The sequence below is a fragment of the uncultured Capnocytophaga sp. genome (assembly GCF_938029845.1).
Lineage (GTDB): Bacteria > Bacteroidota > Bacteroidia > Flavobacteriales > Flavobacteriaceae > Capnocytophaga.
Window position 1 is genome coordinate 1 of the sequence record NZ_CALHGG010000095.1, and the last position, 16,548, is coordinate 16,548.

Here is a 16,548-nt window from a genome sequence, read left to right on the forward strand (position 1 = left end):
TGCCTATGTATCAGGCTAATGAAAAATATACTCTTGCCGATCGTAAGCCTTATCAGTATGATAATTCTTATAGTATTATATACCAAGACGCTATGTCCTTTGGAGCAAAAGCAACTATCAGGGGTAAGTTTTTGGATAGCTTTTATATAGATGCTTTTGCCAAGATAAATACCTATTCTTTTGATTCCCTAAAAGCCCAAGAGAGGAATTTGCCACTATTTACTTCAGCTCTTTCGGCAAGTTATCGTATTCTTCCCCAGTGGAATGTAGGGACTTCTTTCTACTATGTAGGGGAGCGAAAGGATATAAAACATAGCCTACCAGCCTTGACAGCGGAGGAGCTAACTCTTGATGGCTTTTTTGATCTTAATTTCTCTACCGATTATACTTTCCTAAAGCGCTGGACAGCTTTTGTAGATTTGAGTAATGTACTAGGGCAAAGCTATCAGCGCTGGACGTCCTACCCTGTACAAGGTTTCCAATTCCTTGCAGGTGTAAAATATCGCTTCAATGTAAAATAACGTGAGTCGGATTCTTATATCGAATTCATATTAAAATAAAACAAGAGGTTGTTCTTTTGGACAACCTCTTTCGTTTTGGATATGATTTTTGAGAAAATTAGACTAGAATTTGTACGCCACTGGTTTTGATTTTGTTATCTAAGTAGAAATCGATACGACCTAAGTTAATACCGTAGCACCCTACTTGATTGATAAGAATTTCGCGATTGCCCTTATTCTTCACAATCACAGGTTCACTCATGAAGGTGTGAGTGTGCCCACCTATGATAAGGTCAGTTTCGTAGGTTTTTTTGGCAATGGTAAGGTCACATACCTTATCTGTACGGTATTGGAAACCTAAGTGAGAGAGGCAGATGACAATATCACATTTCTCATTTTTACGTAGTTTCTTTTCCATATCTAAGGCAATTTCCACAGGGTCAAGGTATTTGGTTTCTTTATAAAGTTCTTTGGTAACCAATCCCTTAAGCTCTACTCCTAAGCCATATACCCCTATACGTACTTCATCAACTTCAAATACTTTGTAAGGTTTTGTCTTCCCCTCTAAGACGGTATTGGTAAAGTCATAATTGGAAGAAATAAAGTCAAATTTGGCATGAGGCATCTGGAAGAGGAGCCCTTCTATCCCGTTGTCAAAATCGTGGTTGCCGAAAGTAGCAGCGTCATACTTGAGCATAGACATAAGGCGGAATTCCAATTCCCCCCCATAATAATTGAAGTAAGGCGTACCTTGGAAGATATCCCCTGCATCAAAAAGCAGCGTGTTGGGATTCTCTCGGCGTACCTGTTCCACTAAAACCGCACGACGTGCTACGCCTCCTTTGTCAGGGTAGTGTGGGTCATCGGAAGGCATGGGATCTATATGACTGTGAGTGTCATTGGTATGCAGTATGGTGATATGTTTCTTGTATTTTTTGATCTTATCCTTATTTTTATCTCTGTCAAAGGCATAGGAGACACCTCCCAAGCCTAAGAATAAGGCACCAGCTCCTATATTTCTTACGAAATTTCTTCTTTCCATTAAATTGTGTGTTTATAGTTTTATATTATTTTATTCTGAATCGTCCGTCGGATTTGAAGTCTATGTGATCCGTCTTTCTTAGGTAATCAATAAGGGCTTCTCTAGCGTTGTAACTGATGTTAGTTACATTCAAGGAATTCTTAAAGAAGTTCATTCTATCTCCTCCATTGTATAGGTAGTCAAAGGTACAAACATAATAGCGCTTCTTGCGCAATACAGGTTTTTTGTTGACAAGGAAACTCACCACTTCCCCTCGTGTGTTCATAGTTAGTTGCACTTGGTTTGAGATAGGGTGGGGGAGCTTGCTATCAAAGAGGTATTTGGCCATGTCATAGAGCTGTGCTCCTGTAACTTCAGCAACAACTAATTGGTTCTCAAAAGGCATTAGCTGATAGACCATTCTGGTGGTGATACTTCCCTCTGCTAATTCTGAGCGAATTCCTCCCCAGTTGAATAAAGAAAAATCTATATGACGTTTCTTTTTATTAAAAAAGTATCCATCGGCCTGTTCATAGATAGCATCAGCAAAGAAATTGCCAATAGGCATATTCATCTCTCCATCTTCTAAGGTCTTGATATCCTTGACCATAGTAGTAGTGTTGTGAGAAAGTTCTTTGTCCAAATACTTGTTCAAGTGATAACGGAAAGGTGAGAGGTAATCCTTTATATTCTCATCTTCTTCTGTTTCTTTGGTTATTGGTAGCTGTTCCCCTTCTATAGCTTCAGTAAAATAGCTCTTTGATTTGCAAGAAACTATAAGCAAAAACAGTACCAAAAAGGCGGATAAATTTTTTTTCATAAAAATGTTTTAGTTTCAGCGTGCAAAATTAATAAATATTCATTACATTTGCAGTGAAATCTTTATAATTTTTACTTTGAAAATATTTAAAAATATAGCGATTAAAAATCGGATACAGAAAAACCTTAAGAAAAGAACTAATTCTCTGAATGGTAATAAGTTGCATATACAGAAGATAGGATGTATTGTGGATATAGAGGAGGTGCATAAGGTGGATTTCTTGAAAAATTTCATCAAGGAGTACGGTATCAATTCAGAAAATTATGTGATTTTGGGCTATGATGAAAAGGGAGTGGATATACAAATAGAGGGTATTCCGCTCTTTTCATGGAAAGATATTAACTATTCGGGAGGGATTCGCAATTACCATGCCGATAGGCTTTGGGAATTGGAATATGACCTGCTGATTAATTGTTTTTCGACTCCTAAGCTCCCTTTGTTATTGCTTTCATCGGGAGTGAAAGCTAAGCTACGTATAGGAGTAAGTGGTATAGATCCCGCTTTCAACGATGTGATTATTTCAGCTCCTCTTCAGGATGGAAACACTTTTATTCAAGAAGCTAAAAAAATTATAAAAACATTACAATGAAAACTTTACAAGGAACAGGAGTAGCTTTAGTAACTCCTTTTAAAGAAGATAAGACAATAGATGTACCAGCTCTTGAGCGCCTAGTACACTCCCAAGTGGAAAATGGAGTGGACTATTTGGTGGTCTTGGGTACGACTGCTGAGACTCCCACCCTTTCTACTGAAGAAAAAGAATTAGTCAAAAAAACAGTCAAACAAGCCAATAATGGAAGATTACCTATGGTATTGGGAGTAGGGGGGAATAACACTCAAACGATTGTAGAGCAAGTACGAGAGGTATCTCCCAAGGACTATATAGCCATACTTTCAGTAACTCCTTATTATAACAAGCCTTCACAGGAGGGACTTTACCAGCACTATAAAGCAGTGGCCGAGGCGACAGAATTGCCAATCCTACTCTACAATGTACCCTCTCGTACAGGAGTCAATATGGACTATCGCACTACTCTACGCCTAGCCAAAGAGGTGCCCAATATCATAGGAATTAAGGAGGCATCAGGCAATATAGTCCAGATTATGCACCTTTTGAGAGGGCGCAGGGAGAATTTTTTGGTCATCTCAGGCGATGATGCAACAGCCTTGCCTACCGTGCTTCTAGGCGGTGATGGTACTATCTCGGTGTTAGGACAAGCATTCCCCGAGCGGTATAGTCAGATGATACGTCAAGGATTGGAGGGTAACTATAAGGAGGCTAACACTATTCAGTATCAACTCTTAGAAGCCATGGAGCTGATTTTCAAAGAAGGAAACCCCGTAGGAATCAAGGCATTGCTCTCTCTCCTAGGGGTAATCAATACGCTTGAAGTACGTCTTCCCTTGGTGAATGCAACCGAAGAGCTACAAAAAGAGCTGAAGACATACTTAGAGTATATGAGAAAATAGATGCTTACTGCATCTTTATCTGTGAAGCTAATAGGTAAATGACCGCCATGCGAATAGCCACCCCATTTTCTACCTGATCAAGGATTACTGATTGTGGGCCGTCGGCTACTTCGCTGGTAAGTTCCACACCTCGGTTGATAGGTCCTGGGTGCATGATGATAATCTCCTTGCCTATCTCATCCAGTATCTGTTGGGTAAGCCCATACTGTTGTACATACTCCCGAGTGGAAGGGAAGTAAGGAATATCCAAACGTTCGTTCTGGATACGTAACATATTGGCTACATCGCACCATTGGAGTGCTTTCCTTAGATCGGTCTCTACACGTACACCCAATTCATCTATGTATTTAGGAATAAGGGTTTTAGGGCCACATACAGCCACTTCCGCTCCTTGCATGTGTAGGGCAAATATATTGGAAAGGGCTACACGTGAGTGCAGAATATCTCCCACGATCACTATTTTCTTTCCTTTTACACTTCCCAACCGCTCTCGTATAGAATAAGAGTCCAAAAGGGCTTGGGTAGGGTGCTCATGGGCACCATCTCCTGCATTGACAATAGGTACTTTCACATGTTGGGAAAGAAAAACACCTGCTCCAGGGTTGGGGTGGCGCATAACAACCATATCCACTTTCATAGCCAAGATATTATTGACCGTGTCAATGAGGGTCTCTCCTTTCTTTACAGAGGATTGTGCAGCTGAGAAATTGATTACATCGGCTGAAAGGCGCTTTTCAGCTAGTTCGAAAGAAAGGCGCGTACGGGTACTATTCTCAAAAAACAAATTGGCAATGGTAATATCCCTAAGTGAAGGTACTTTCTTGATAGGACGGTTGATCACCTCCTTGAATTGGTCGGCTGTGGTGAAGATAAGCTCAATGTCCTCAGGGGTGAGGTATTTGATGCCTAATAGGTGATTGACACTTAACTGGTTCATTGTGATGTGTTTTATGGGTAGGGTTGTTTCTATGCTTGTTTTTCTATGAGATAGACGGCGTCTTCTCCGTCCTGTGATGCCCAATTGACAACCACTCGCTCTTTGTTGATGGCATCTACAGCTTTTCCTATATAATCGGGTTGTATAGGGAGGTCGCGACTAAAACGACGGTCTATCAGTACTAATAGCTCCACCTTGCTGGGACGACCAAAGGACTGTAAGGCGGTCAGTGCCGCACGAATACTGCGCCCTGTATAGAGAACATCATCTATGAATACTACCTTCTTGTCCTCCACGAGGAAAGGAATATCAGTGGTATTGGCAGCCAAGGGCTTTTCTCCTCTGCGGAAGTCATCACGAAAGAAAGTGATGTCCAAGGCGCCATATTGTATGCCCGCTACTTGATATTCTTTACCAAGCATTGCCACTAAGCGCTGGGCTAAGAACACTCCACGAGGTTGTAGGCCTATAAGTACTGTATCGGAGAAATCGGTATGGTTCTCTATAAGCTGACACGCCAAACGATGTAGGATAACATCTAGTTCTTTGGAAGTTAATAATTGTTTTCTTTCCATAATTCTTGAATTTGGGTAAAAGATAAAAGGTAAAAAGTAATAACAAATCACTAATTGCGAATGACGAAACATTCTCTCTCTTGTTCACTTCGTATAAAGAATAAGGCAAAAGAGAAAGTATCTATCACTACGGTGAAAGCCTTGTTTTCAGCTAATTGTTTGAAAAAGTTTTCGTTTTCTTTCTCGTGTGGGCTTATTAGTACCAGTATACTGTCATTATGCATCTGTGCCAATAGCTCCTCTACAATGGGTTTGTTATCTCTTTGGTAAAGAATGATCATGTCCTTCTGCTCGCTGGTTATCTCTGTGAGAGAGGAAGGAAACAGCGTAGCAAAATCCTTACGATCACTATATATTTTTATACTCTTAGGGGCAAAATATTTTATCAATCGAAGCAAAAATTGTCCTTTTTTTGGGGTAATACCTTTGGGATAGTGTGTACAAGGAATTTTTTCACGACGGTAAAGGCACTGGGTAACCAATCGGAATACAAAGGGAGAATGTACGCCATGTTGATTGGTTGATTTCCATAGGAAAAGCAAATATTTTTTCCACAAAGGCATTAATTTTCTGTTTTAGGTATTAGTTTTTCTTCTATAAGGTCTATTTCTTCAGATTTTATACCCCGAATAGGCGTAAGTTGTATATTTTTCTCATCTTCAGGAAAAATATCATTCTTGCTGAGTATCATTTCATCACCACGCCAATTAAAATTAGGGAAGCGAAGTTCCTCTTTGCTGATTTTATCTTCTGGATAGATGCCTCCATCTACATTTTTATAGAAAACGATAGTTTCTATTTGCTGGCTTGGGGCAAAATCTATACGAATTTGGCTACATTTGGACTTGTTAATCCCCACGGGCAGATTTTGGTCGTTATATACATAATAAATAACCTCCGTATTCTGATACAAATTTACGTTATTTAATTTGTTTTCACGAAACTTTCCTTTTAAAATTTTTCCTTTCACTTGGTTAAAGCCGGTACCTAAGGTATCTTTCTCTATAAGAAAGGCGTTGTCAAATACTTTAAGGGTATCTAGTTTTTCAGTTTGGGTATTGGCTAAGATATGGATATTATCTCCTGTCATTTGGCTTTTACCACTCCAAATAATAGGTTTCCCAATGAGTTTCGTAAGGCCTGTTGTTTGGCTGGAGTGAATAGAATCACACTTACCCTGAATGTCCGATTTGTATATACGAGCACCTGTATAGGCACGTACAATGCGAGCCCCTGTTTTCCCCGTTACCATGATGCGCTTGGCATGAATGTAGATAGAATCTTTCCCTTTTTCTACCTCACTGATAACTAGTGCTTTTTTGGTGATATACATAGAGTCCTGTGCTTTATGTACCTCGCCATAGTGCCCCTTGACTAGGGTCTTATTGATAGTATCTCGGATAATAATATTGTTGGTAGCCGAGGCAAAACTCTTAGAATTATCAAAATAAAGACTATCTCCAGTAAGCAGTTTGTTGGCATAGTCTATACGTGCATGATCCATGAAGTAACCCTTCTCTGCTTTGGTGTCATAGTAGCCTTTTTCTCCATAGGCAATGTAATCCTTCCCAGTAATAGTAGTGGGACCAAACATGTAGATATGTCCGGTGGCATGGTAATAATCCAAGGTTAGTGAATTGACCTCAAAATCCGCATTGGTGATTTTTACTTGGGTAGTGAATTGGCTCTTCCTAGGGGCAACAAAGTAGCGTCCTTCCTTGCTGGTGAGTACATTCTCCTCATCGGAGATTTTCCCATGGTTTAGGTAGTAAGCTTGCTGGGTATTGCGATCAAAGAAGAGTTCTTGAGTTTCAAGGGTCATCTTTTCATTGCGTAGCTTTACATTGTCTTTGGCAATAGCTATTTTTGTATCTCCATTGTATTCTATAAATTCACTATTCATCTTCAGTGAGTCTCCCTGCTGAATGAAAACTTCTCCAAAGGCCTTCACTTGATTGGTTTTCTGGTAGAGTACAGCCACATCACACCAGATATCCATACCTTGGTGGCGGAATTGTACCTTGCGCTCCTCATCAGAATTAAAAATGGTAGCCCCAGGGTACTTATCATTATCAATAGTAAGGGTACCCGCATAGACAATTTCTATCTGTCTAGGCGCAGTATCCTGTGCATAAGAGACTGATAATAAGAGGAAAAAGGTGATAAATAGATAATATATTTTTGACATAAAGGGTCTTGTCCTAATGATAAGAATTTTGTGCAAAGATACATATTTAAGTGTGAAATGAAAAGTGAAAAGTGAAAAAAAAGAGGACACCAATAAGGTGCCTCTTTTTTACAGAAACGATATTTGGATAAAAGAATCTTTCTTTTTCAATGGTCAGTAGTCAGGGATCAACAATTCGTTTGTTTTGACGATTGATTGCATGAATAATTAATCCAGTGATAATGTTAGCCCCATAAAGAAAGTGCGAGGGTGTTGTGGCCCATAGATGTAATCTGCATCACGATCCTTGCCCTTGTCAAAATCTTTCTGATATTGGTCAAAGATATTTTTCACACCTGCAAATATTTCCAATTTGTAATTGTCTTTTAGAGTGAAGGTATAGGCAGCTCTTAGGTTCTGTTCGTAGAAATTGGGTGATTTCACAAGGATTTGTTCTCCTGATTCAGCATCAATGATATGAGGTACATACATCTGTCCTGTGAATACACCGTTGTAGCTTAGCTTAAGCGGGGCAATAGGATTGTAGGATAGGGTAGTGTAGCCATATAAGTCAGGGGAGCGCATAACACGGTCGGAAGTGACTTTTTTCGGAGAAGAAGCGTCTTCATTTTCCCAAATGGTTTGCTCTTCAGAGAATCGAGATTGTTGGTAGGTAAGTCCTGTTTGCCATACCCATTGGGAACCAAAGGCAAAATTAGCTTCTACATTTGCTCCCATGATATGTAGCTGGTCGGTAGCATTGGTTTTTAGTTTATGTTTGATATTTCCTATATCAGTAAGGTCTTGATTGATAAAACGGTTATTGATAAGGGTGTAAAAACCTTCCAAGATAAGATTGGCCTGAGTATTTCCTTCTCTTTGGGTATAGTTAAGAGAAGCTGTATAGCTGTTAGAGGTCTCACTAGTAAGATCTTTGTCTAATTCTACAAAAATAGGGTTTCCGTCCAACACCTCAGTATGTAGATCTTCATCAAAGGCCTGTGGAGCACGATAGCCTTGGGCAAAGGAACCACGGAGCTTGAGGGTCTCACTTAGATCATACATGGCTGTAAGGCGAGGGACAAACTTGGATATCTGTTTGTTAGATTCCTTATTTACTCCCCCGAAGAGGTAGTTACCCTTTATATCTAGATAATCATAGCGGCTACCTCCTAGTAGGGTGAGCTTCTTCAGTGGGTTCCATTCCACTTGTAGGTAGTTCCCATAGGTGCGTACTACTTGATCCACAGAGCGGTTTTGACCTACATAATTGTCGTTTACTTTGTCGTACTTATATTCACTTCCCAAGGAAAGATTCAGTTCAGGAGAAATGCTGTAGGCGTATTGAGCCCCTCCTACTCCTACCAACTCGGTAGTATGTCCATATTTGGCCAATGCTTTGAAATATTCCTCTTTGTCCTCATTGGTAAGAGCATCAAACTCATCTTTGCTATTAACGGCATAGCCTAAGCCTCCACCATAATATCCATCCCTATCAGTATATTGAGCGGAAGTGTATAGGGAAAACTTATGGGCAAGGTCTTCAGAGAATCTCTCATAGGAGAGGTCTCCTGCTACAATGCGGTGACGTAATTGTTCAGTAATATCCGATTCGTGAGGTAATAAGTCAAATTTGTCTCCTCCACGACGGAACTCATTGATACTGTTTAGGTTGAGCTTTATTTTATTGTTTTCATCAGGATTCCAGAAAGCATCTGCTCCGAAGGTAGTGTTGTGTAGTTTGGTGATTTCCGAATAGCCGTCATCATTGGAGTCGTAGGGCTTACGGTTGCGTTGGTAAGCAAAGAGGGTAAGCCCTTTGTCGAAATCTTCCGAAACAACAGAAGTGTTGGCAAAGAGGGTATTATCAGGGCTTCCGTCCTTCATTAGGGAGAGACTGTTGCCTATCATGAATGTATTATGAGTAGGATCTTTGGTAAGGATATTCACGGTGCCCCCTATGGCATTACCTCCATAGAGTACTGAGCCTGCTCCTCTGACCACCTCTACACGGTCAATCATATTGGCAGGAATCATCTCCAAGCCATATACCCCTGCCAAGGAAGAGAATACAGAACGTCCATTGATTAAGATTTGTGAGTAAGAACCTTCCAAACCATTGATGCGTAATTGGTTAAATCCGCAATTCTGGCAGTTTGTTTCAGTACGTAGTCCAGGGGTGAAGTTAAGCCCTTCGGCAAGACTCAGTGATTGGGTAGTCTCGAAAATATGTCCTGTAACTTTGCTCACCACCACAGGAGATTTGTATTGTGGAATAATATTACGTGTAGCGGTAACCACTACTTGATCAATCTCTAGCAAGTCCTTCTGCAAGTTGAAATTTTGAGTGATTGTCTCTCCTTCTGAAAGGGTAAGTGCTTGGTTGATGGTCTTGAAACCCACCGAGGAGATAGTAAGCTGATATTCCCCAGCAGGCACCTTAACAGTGTACTCTCCAGAGGCTTTGCTGCTGGTGCCTTTTACTTCTCTTCCTTTGCGAAGAATTACATCTGCTCCTAGAATAGGTTTTCCTTCGGCAGTAATCTTTCCCTTAAAAGTAGCTTGTTGTGCTACTGCCAATATAGGGAAAAGAAAAAACATCATACGATAAATGATAGTTCTCATGTCTAAAATTTTATTGTAAAAAGGTGTTTAAATTTTAGGCAAAGGTAAAAAATATTTTTTATATACCAAAGAAAAATAAAAATTATTTTTAATTCATTCTAAATAGCCGTTTTTTAGCTAGTAATGGATATAAGCAAAGGGAAATTCGTTTGTAATTGTACAATTTACAAGTGATTTTCCTTGTCTCAATTTGTGATAGGTAAGCAATAAAAAGGCTGCTCTGAAAAGAACAGCCCTTTAGTATAATTTATATTTGGTGGAAAAGAAATTACAAATCCATACCAATATCTTTTCGGCAATACATATTTTCAAAAGATATTTTTTCGATACGGCTATATGATTTTTTTAGAGCCTCCTTAAAATCATCGGCTAAGGAAGTGATGGCAAGTACACGACCTCCTGCAGTGAGTACTTCTCCGTCTTTTTCTCGAGTACCTGCATGGAAGATGATACTTTCGCCCTCTTGTTGAAGTCCTGAGATGACTTTTCCTTTCTCGTACTCCTCCGGATAACCTCCTGAGACGATCATTACAGTGGTGGCACTTCTGGGATCTATGGAGAGAGAGCAATCTTTGAGTTTTCCTTTGGCGGTGGCTTCTAACAGTGATACCAAGTCGGTTTGTAGTCGTGGGAGTACTACCTCAGTTTCAGGGTCACCCATACGTACATTGTACTCAATTACATAAGGATCATCTCCAACCTTGATAAGACCAATAAAGACAAAACCACGATAGGTGATTTGCTCCTTTTTGAGCCCCTCTATGGTAGGTTTTATGATTCGCTCTTCTATTTTCTGCATAAAAGCTTCATTGGCAAAAGGAACCGGAGAAACAGCTCCCATACCTCCTGTGTTCAGTCCAGTATCTCCTTCTCCTATACGTTTATAGTCCTTGGCGGTAGGGAGTACTTTGTAGCTTTCCCCATCGGTTAGTACGAAGCAACTTAGCTCTATTCCCTTGAGAAATTCTTCAATAACTACTTTTTGGCTAGCTGTACCAAATTTTTCCTCAAGAAGCATGCGTTTAAGTTCTGCTTGGGCTTCTTGAAGGTTCTCCAAGATGACCACACCCTTTCCTGCGGCAAGACCGTCAGCCTTAAGTACATAGGGGGCTTTCATGCTCTCTAGAAAGCGCAATCCTTCCTCTATAGTATCTTTGGTAAAACTAGCATAGCGAGCGGTAGGGATATGATGGCGCTGCATGAATTCTTTGGCAAACTCCTTACTTCCTTCAAGAGTAGCTCCCTTTTGAGAGGGGCCTACAATGGGTATTTGCGAAAGTGCGGTATCTTGTGCAAAGAAATCTACAATTCCCTTGACCAAAGGCTCTTCTGGACCTACTACAACCAAAGAAATTTGTTTGCTTAAACAAAACTCCTTAATTTTTGGAAAATCAGTAGCGTCCATGGCTACATTTTCTCCCTCAAGGGCAGTACCTGCATTACCTGGGGCTATATAGAGTTGCTTACAGCGAGGGCTGCGGGAGAGTAAGTAGGCAAAAGCGTGTTCCCTACCTCCTGAACCTAACAAAAGTATATTCATTTCAATTGAAAAAATTAAGAGTGAATAGTGAAAATATTATAGTAAGCTGTGTAAGTACTCGCTTACATTTTTATAAATGCGTTCTTGTATATTAGTGGTATCGGACTTGATGAATTTTTTACCTAAGAGATGCTCATATAGCTCTATATAGCGCTCGGAGATAGAAGTTACATGGGTATCAGTCATTTCAGGTACTTGTTCTCCTTCTCGTCCTTGGAAACCATTTTCTATAAGCCACTGGCGTACAAACTCTTTAGAGAGTTGTCTTTGAGGTTCTCCCTTCTCTAGGCGTTCTTGATAACCTTCTGCATAGAAATAGCGGGAGGAGTCAGGAGTATGTACTTCATCGATAAGTACCACAACGCCATCTTTAGTTTTACCAAACTCATATTTGGTATCCACTAGGATAAGCCCTTTCTCACGGGCCAACTCACTACCGCGCTTGAAGAGAGCATAAGTATATCGTTCCATAAGGGCATAGTCCTCAGCTGAAACGATTCCTCTTTTGAGAATGTCCTCACGGGAGATATCCTCATCGTGAGTGCCATTGTCTGCTTTGGTAGAAGGAGTAATAATAGGGGAGGGTAGGGGAGCATTCTCTACAAGTCCCTCAGGCAGGGGTACTCCACAGAGGGTACGCTTTCCTGCCTTGTATTCACGGGCGGCATGTCCTGCCAAGTAACCACGTATAACCATCTCCACCTTTAGGGGCTCGCAGCGGAGACCTACCGACACATTGGGGTCTGGAGTATCCAATAGCCAATTGGGGACTATGTCTTTTGTTAGCTGCAAGTTTTCACTGGCTATTTGGTTAAGAATTTGCCCCTTGTAAGGGATTCCTTTAGGTAGAATAACGTCAAAAGCGGAAAGTCTATCAGTGGCTACCATTACCAGAAGGTCGTCTCCTATAGTATATACATCACGTACCTTTCCTTTGTAAACAGTTTTTTGATTTTCAAAAGTAAAATCAGTAGAGGTAATACTGTTCATAAGTATAAATTTTTTCCGCAAATATACGAATAAAAATTAATAAATAATCGCCTAAGGGCAAAAAAAAGAGGTACATTGCTGCACCTCTTCAAATAGAATAACTAAAACAATAATAACTATGAAAATTTACTGTTGAGCTTGTTTTTTTGCATCTTCCTTCATTTTTTCATTAGGAACGATAGCGATGTTTACACGACGGTTCTTGGCACGTCCTTCTTCAGTAGCATTGTCATAAGCAGGTTGGGTAGCTCCGAACCACTTAGTAGTAAAGCGAGAAGCATTCAGTCCGTTAGAAGTAAAGAAGTTAGTAACTGCTTTAGCACGTCTTTCGGAAAGTCCCATGTTATAGGCAGCTTTTCCTTTGCTGTCAGTATGTCCAGCTACAATTACGTTGGTATCAGGATATTCCTTAAGTACACTTACCATTTTGTTGAGCAGAGTTTTAGCTTCATCGGTAAGATCTGCCTTATTGAAAGCAAAGGTAACCCCACTTTTTTCATCAAAGGTAACCACGATACCGTCATCTACACGTTTTACTTCAGCACCAGGAATTTCTTCTTCAATTTTTTTGGCTTGTCTGTCCATTTGGTTTCCAATAATGGCACCTGCAGCCCCTCCTACAGCGGTACCAATAACAGCACCGAGTTCACTATTGCCTCCGCTACCTACATTGTTACCAAGAATAGCCCCAAGGATAGCTCCACTGGCAGCTCCAATTACAGCACCACGCTGTGTCTTGTTGGAATTATTAATCGCTTCACAGCCTACAAAAAGTAAGCCAGCTACTAGAAATAGAGTTATGTTTTTGAATACTTTTGTCATAGATAATTATTTTAATTTTTTGTAAAGTTCATAGTGATTACGAAAGGCTTGCCATCTACACGTACGGTTTGTTCCCAACGCATCTCATTTTCAGAAAGGTAAGCCAAGTGTAAGCGTACGCCCGCATTGGTTTCGGATTGGTACTTTTCGTTGGTAGGCTTTAGCAAGAAGTCATAATACCCTGTGGATTTGTCTATCTCCTGTACAGTGAAGATAAAATGACGGTCTCCTCCTGCGCATCCAGTGTTGTTAATAGCATAGATACCTCGATAGTTGTTAGGAACAAATTTCCAATAACTTCCTTCGAAGCATTCTTTGGAAGTGTCATTTAGCAAGGTGATTTCATACTTGCCTTTTTCATTATAGGTAACAGAAGAGAGTGTCCATTCTCCTTTGATTACTTTGTTGGCTTGGCGTGTACCTTGAGTACTTTTAGCAATAGTACCTTGTGTCTTACAAGAAACTACGGCAAGACCGAGCATGAGTAAAAAAAGTACTTTTTTCATAAGCATGTTATTATACGTTTTGGGGGCAAAAGTATTACTTTTTTTATATATTCCTCAACTTTTTTGTGATATTTAACTTTTTAAAGTGTATTTTATTATGAATTGCATTTCAATATACTGATAATCAAATCTTTGTGTTTTAATTCTTTTCTCTACTATGGTTTGTTACTTGCTTTCGAAAAAAAAATTTTTTATTAACTTGTTGGTTTGTAATTTATTCGTATATTTGCACTCCGAAAACAAACCCAAAAATAGCTATAAAATTAGGTGTTTTTATGTCTATGGTAATAAGTGGCTGTATGGGGTATATATATTATTGTATAATTTGACTTTTAAATAGAGAAAAATATGACAAAAGCAGAAATTGTAGCGAAAATCTCTGAGAAATTAGGGGTTGATAAAACAGAAGTGCAGAACATCGTGGAGCACTTTATGGATGGGATTAAGGATTCTTTGGAGAGTGGAGACAATGTATACCTCAGAGGATTTGGTAGCTTCATCATTAAGGCTAGAGCTGAAAAGACAGGGCGTAACATTTCTAAAAACACTACCATTACTATCCCTGCACATAATATCCCAGCTTTCAAGCCAGCTAAAGTATTTGTACAATCAGTGAAATCAAAGGTGAAAGTAAAAACCACCAAAAAGAAATAACGGAGTATTAATTTTTAATTTTTAACAACATGCCAAGCGGAAAAAAAAGAAAAAGACATAAAGTAGCTACGCACAAACGCAAAAAAAGAGCAAGAGCTAACCGACACAAGAAGAAAAAGTAGTTTTATAACTACTTTTTCTCATTTTCGTTCATTTAAAAAGATATTATTATATCTTAACTGAAATTGTAATACTAAAATCATAACAGAATGACCAAAGAATTAATTATTCGTTCTGGGGCTTCTGATGTAGATTTTGCTTTACTCAAGAATGGTCGTTTGGTAGAACTCCACAAGGAGGAAGATACCAATCATCTTTCGGTAGGAGATATTATGCTTGCCAAGATTCACAAGCCCATTCAGGGACTGAATGCTGCTTTTGTGAATGTGGGATATGAAAAGGACGCTTTCTTACACTATCACGACTTGGGTCCTCAGCTTGCTTCCTTGCTCAAGTTTATCAAGGAAGTATCTTCAGGGAAGATCAAGGATTATTCCCTCAAGGACTTCAAGCTAGAACCTGATATTAATAAGAATGGAGCCATCTCGGAGGTGCTCAAGGCGGGACAACCTATCTTGGTACAAATAGTCAAAGAACCTATTTCAACCAAGGGGCCGCGAATCAGTTCAGAGCTTTCCATAGCGGGGCGTTATTTAGTACTGGTGCCTTTCTCTGAACGGATTTCTATCTCTCAAAAAATAGAAAATAAGGCGGAAAAAGAACGCTTAAGACGCATTGTACAGAGTATTAAGCCCAAAGGTTTTGGGGTGATTATACGCACTGTGGCACAGGATAAAAAAGTAGCCGACTTAGATAGGGATTTGCAGAACTCCTACGAGCGCTGGATACAGATGTGTAAGAAAATACCACAAGCTTCTTTCCCTTCCAAAATCCTTAGTGAAATGAATAGAACAGGTGCCCTACTAAGGGACATGTTCGATGGTACTTTCACAGGTATTCATGTAGATAATGAGATGCTTTATACACAGATTCGAGATTATCTGCAAGAAATAGCTCCCGAACAAGTTAATATCGTAAAACTCTATAAGTCTTCTGTACCTATTTTTGAGAAATTCCATATAGAAAGACAGATAAAAACAGGCTTAGGGCGTACTGTTTCCATGACCAAAGGAGCTTATTTGGTGATAGAACATACCGAGGCACTACACGTGATAGACGTCAATAGTGGAAACCATTCTAATAAAGCTGAAAACCAAGAGACAACCGCTTTTGAGGTGAATTTGATTGCCGCAACTGAGATAGCACGCCAATTGCGACTCAGGGATATGGGAGGTATTATCGTGGTGGATTTCATAGATATGAGTAGTGGAGAGAACCGACAAAAACTCTTCGATGCCCTTCGAGAAGAAATGAAAGATGACCGCGCCAAGCATAAAATATTACCTCCTAGTAAGTTTGGTCTTATACAGATCACACGCCAGCGAGTACGTCCAGAAATCAACATCAAAACCAAAGAAGAAAATCCTAGCAAACAAGGAGAGGTAGATGCTCCTATCGTACTTATTGACCGCATTACTACCACTCTTGAAGAAATTATTTATCAAAGCAACTACAACGGAAGAATCACACTGAATATACATCCATTTATAGCTGCCTATCTTACCAAGGGGCTTTTTTCTATACGCTTCAAATGGTTCTTAAAATACCGAAAATGGATTAAAATTCTCCCCAGAGATGCCTATTCTTATTTGGAATATCGTTTCAAGACAAATGAAGGCACTCCTCTGTAACTTTTTTAACAGGTCTCCCTATCAGTCGGGAGACCTGCTCTTTTTATGTATTATGTTGAACTCGAGTTAGATAATGTAAGTTTGATATAATGTAATTCTCTACGGAGTTGGCTATATATTTGTAATATTGAATTATATTATTAGTTATTAATCACTTTTTTATATATATA

General features: G+C 39.6%; 15 protein-coding genes and 1 pseudogene. 5 read left to right on the forward strand and 11 right to left on the reverse strand.

From position 1 onward, the window contains the following. A pseudogene (locus Q0625_RS06955) lies at window positions 1-521 on the forward strand (TonB-dependent receptor); the annotation flags it as partial. A gap of 97 nt (window positions 522-618) precedes the next feature. On the opposite strand, the gene Q0625_RS06960 reads toward Q0625_RS06955, so the two are convergent. Both Q0625_RS06960 and Q0625_RS06965 read right to left on the reverse strand, forming a co-directional pair. Beyond that, window positions 619-1,542, reverse strand: a complete 924-nt coding sequence (locus Q0625_RS06960) for a metallophosphatase (protein ID WP_298825039.1) — start codon at window positions 1,540-1,542, stop codon at window positions 619-621. Between the two features lie 25 nt (window positions 1,543-1,567). Next, complete coding sequence (locus tag Q0625_RS06965) at window positions 1,568-2,341, reverse strand: 5'-nucleotidase (protein WP_298825042.1); 774 nt, start codon at window positions 2,339-2,341, stop codon at window positions 1,568-1,570. 76 nt (window positions 2,342-2,417) lie between these two features. Here Q0625_RS06965 and Q0625_RS06970 point away from each other — a divergent pair, with 76 nt between their 5' ends. Both Q0625_RS06970 and dapA read left to right on the forward strand, forming a co-directional pair. Further along, window positions 2,418-2,930: a hypothetical protein gene (locus Q0625_RS06970; RefSeq protein ID WP_298825045.1), complete on the forward strand. Its 513-nt coding sequence runs from the start codon at window positions 2,418-2,420 to the stop codon at window positions 2,928-2,930. After that, on the forward strand, window positions 2,927-3,811 hold the full coding sequence (gene dapA / locus Q0625_RS06975) for a 4-hydroxy-tetrahydrodipicolinate synthase (RefSeq protein WP_298825048.1): 885 nt from the start codon (window positions 2,927-2,929) through the stop codon (window positions 3,809-3,811). The genes Q0625_RS06970 and dapA overlap by 4 nt, the downstream gene beginning before the upstream one ends. A gap of 4 nt (window positions 3,812-3,815) precedes the next feature. Here the strand turns inward: dapA and Q0625_RS06980 are convergent, their stop codons facing one another. The 9 genes from Q0625_RS06980 to Q0625_RS07020 all read right to left on the reverse strand — a co-directional run bounded on the left by Q0625_RS06980 (window position 3,816) and on the right by Q0625_RS07020 (window position 13,973). Further along, window positions 3,816-4,748, reverse strand: coding sequence for an aspartate carbamoyltransferase catalytic subunit (locus tag Q0625_RS06980; protein ID WP_298825051.1), 933 nt, complete (start codon window positions 4,746-4,748; stop codon window positions 3,816-3,818). Between the two features lie 29 nt (window positions 4,749-4,777). Continuing rightward, the gene (gene pyrR / locus Q0625_RS06985) at window positions 4,778-5,323 is read right to left on the reverse strand and encodes a bifunctional pyr operon transcriptional regulator/uracil phosphoribosyltransferase PyrR (RefSeq protein WP_298825053.1); all 546 of its coding nucleotides are present in this window, start codon (window positions 5,321-5,323) and stop codon (window positions 4,778-4,780) included. A 50-nt stretch (window positions 5,324-5,373) separates the two neighbouring features. Beyond that, window positions 5,374-5,886 (reverse strand): hypothetical protein, encoded by a 513-nt coding sequence (locus tag Q0625_RS06990; protein ID WP_298825055.1) that lies wholly within the window; start codon window positions 5,884-5,886, stop codon window positions 5,374-5,376. Continuing rightward, window positions 5,886-7,511: an OstA-like protein gene (locus Q0625_RS06995; protein WP_298825057.1), complete on the reverse strand. Its 1,626-nt coding sequence runs from the start codon at window positions 7,509-7,511 to the stop codon at window positions 5,886-5,888. The genes Q0625_RS06990 and Q0625_RS06995 overlap by 1 nt, the downstream gene beginning before the upstream one ends. A gap of 207 nt (window positions 7,512-7,718) precedes the next feature. Then, window positions 7,719-10,115: a TonB-dependent receptor gene (locus tag Q0625_RS07000; RefSeq protein WP_298825059.1), complete on the reverse strand. Its 2,397-nt coding sequence runs from the start codon at window positions 10,113-10,115 to the stop codon at window positions 7,719-7,721. 268 nt (window positions 10,116-10,383) lie between these two features. Then, window positions 10,384-11,655, reverse strand: coding sequence for a phosphoribosylamine--glycine ligase (gene purD, locus Q0625_RS07005; RefSeq protein WP_298825060.1), 1,272 nt, complete (start codon window positions 11,653-11,655; stop codon window positions 10,384-10,386). A 36-nt stretch (window positions 11,656-11,691) separates the two neighbouring features. Continuing rightward, window positions 11,692-12,645 carry a phosphoribosylaminoimidazolesuccinocarboxamide synthase gene (locus Q0625_RS07010; RefSeq protein ID WP_298825062.1) on the reverse strand — a complete coding sequence of 318 codons (954 nt, stop codon included), beginning with the start codon at window positions 12,643-12,645 and terminating at the stop codon, window positions 11,692-11,694. A gap of 126 nt (window positions 12,646-12,771) precedes the next feature. Further along, a complete protein-coding gene (locus Q0625_RS07015; protein WP_298825065.1) occupies window positions 12,772-13,467 on the reverse strand; it encodes an OmpA family protein in 696 nt (231 codons plus the stop codon). 11 nt (window positions 13,468-13,478) lie between these two features. Next, complete coding sequence (locus Q0625_RS07020; protein ID WP_298825069.1) at window positions 13,479-13,973, reverse strand: lipocalin family protein; 495 nt, start codon at window positions 13,971-13,973, stop codon at window positions 13,479-13,481. Window positions 13,974-14,321: 348 nt separating this feature from the next. Here Q0625_RS07020 and Q0625_RS07025 point away from each other — a divergent pair, with 348 nt between their 5' ends. Together Q0625_RS07025 and Q0625_RS07030 are read left to right on the forward strand one after the other, a co-directional pair. Beyond that, on the forward strand, window positions 14,322-14,627 hold the full coding sequence (locus Q0625_RS07025; protein ID WP_298825071.1) for an HU family DNA-binding protein: 306 nt from the start codon (window positions 14,322-14,324) through the stop codon (window positions 14,625-14,627). Window positions 14,628-14,836: 209 nt separating this feature from the next. Further along, window positions 14,837-16,378: a ribonuclease E/G gene (locus tag Q0625_RS07030; protein WP_298825073.1), complete on the forward strand. Its 1,542-nt coding sequence runs from the start codon at window positions 14,837-14,839 to the stop codon at window positions 16,376-16,378. Window positions 16,379-16,548: the final 170 nt, after the last annotated feature.

Bases quoted from the DNA above. Each gene is read 5' to 3' on its own strand.
- purD (WP_298825060.1), bottom strand. From the start codon at position 11,655: ATGAATATACTTTTGTTAGGTTCAGGAGGTAGGGAACACGCTTTTGCC.
- Q0625_RS07025 (WP_298825071.1), top strand. From the start codon at position 14,322: ATGACAAAAGCAGAAATTGTAGCGAAAATCTCTGAGAAATTAGGGGTT.
- Q0625_RS06980 (WP_298825051.1), bottom strand. From the start codon at position 4,748: ATGAACCAGTTAAGTGTCAATCACCTATTAGGCATCAAATACCTCACC.
- Q0625_RS07015 (WP_298825065.1), bottom strand. From the start codon at position 13,467: ATGACAAAAGTATTCAAAAACATAACTCTATTTCTAGTAGCTGGCTTA.
- Q0625_RS06995 (WP_298825057.1), bottom strand. From the start codon at position 7,511: ATGTCAAAAATATATTATCTATTTATCACCTTTTTCCTCTTATTATCA.
- Q0625_RS07000 (WP_298825059.1), bottom strand. From the start codon at position 10,115: ATGAGAACTATCATTTATCGTATGATGTTTTTTCTTTTCCCTATATTG.
- dapA (WP_298825048.1), top strand. From the start codon at position 2,927: ATGAAAACTTTACAAGGAACAGGAGTAGCTTTAGTAACTCCTTTTAAA.
- Q0625_RS06990 (WP_298825055.1), bottom strand. From the start codon at position 5,886: ATGCCTTTGTGGAAAAAATATTTGCTTTTCCTATGGAAATCAACCAAT.
- Q0625_RS07010 (WP_298825062.1), bottom strand. From the start codon at position 12,645: ATGAACAGTATTACCTCTACTGATTTTACTTTTGAAAATCAAAAAACT.
- Q0625_RS07030 (WP_298825073.1), top strand. From the start codon at position 14,837: ATGACCAAAGAATTAATTATTCGTTCTGGGGCTTCTGATGTAGATTTT.
- Q0625_RS06965 (WP_298825042.1), bottom strand. From the start codon at position 2,341: ATGAAAAAAAATTTATCCGCCTTTTTGGTACTGTTTTTGCTTATAGTT.
- Q0625_RS07020 (WP_298825069.1), bottom strand. From the start codon at position 13,973: ATGAAAAAAGTACTTTTTTTACTCATGCTCGGTCTTGCCGTAGTTTCT.
- pyrR (WP_298825053.1), bottom strand. From the start codon at position 5,323: ATGGAAAGAAAACAATTATTAACTTCCAAAGAACTAGATGTTATCCTA.
- Q0625_RS06960 (WP_298825039.1), bottom strand. From the start codon at position 1,542: ATGGAAAGAAGAAATTTCGTAAGAAATATAGGAGCTGGTGCCTTATTC.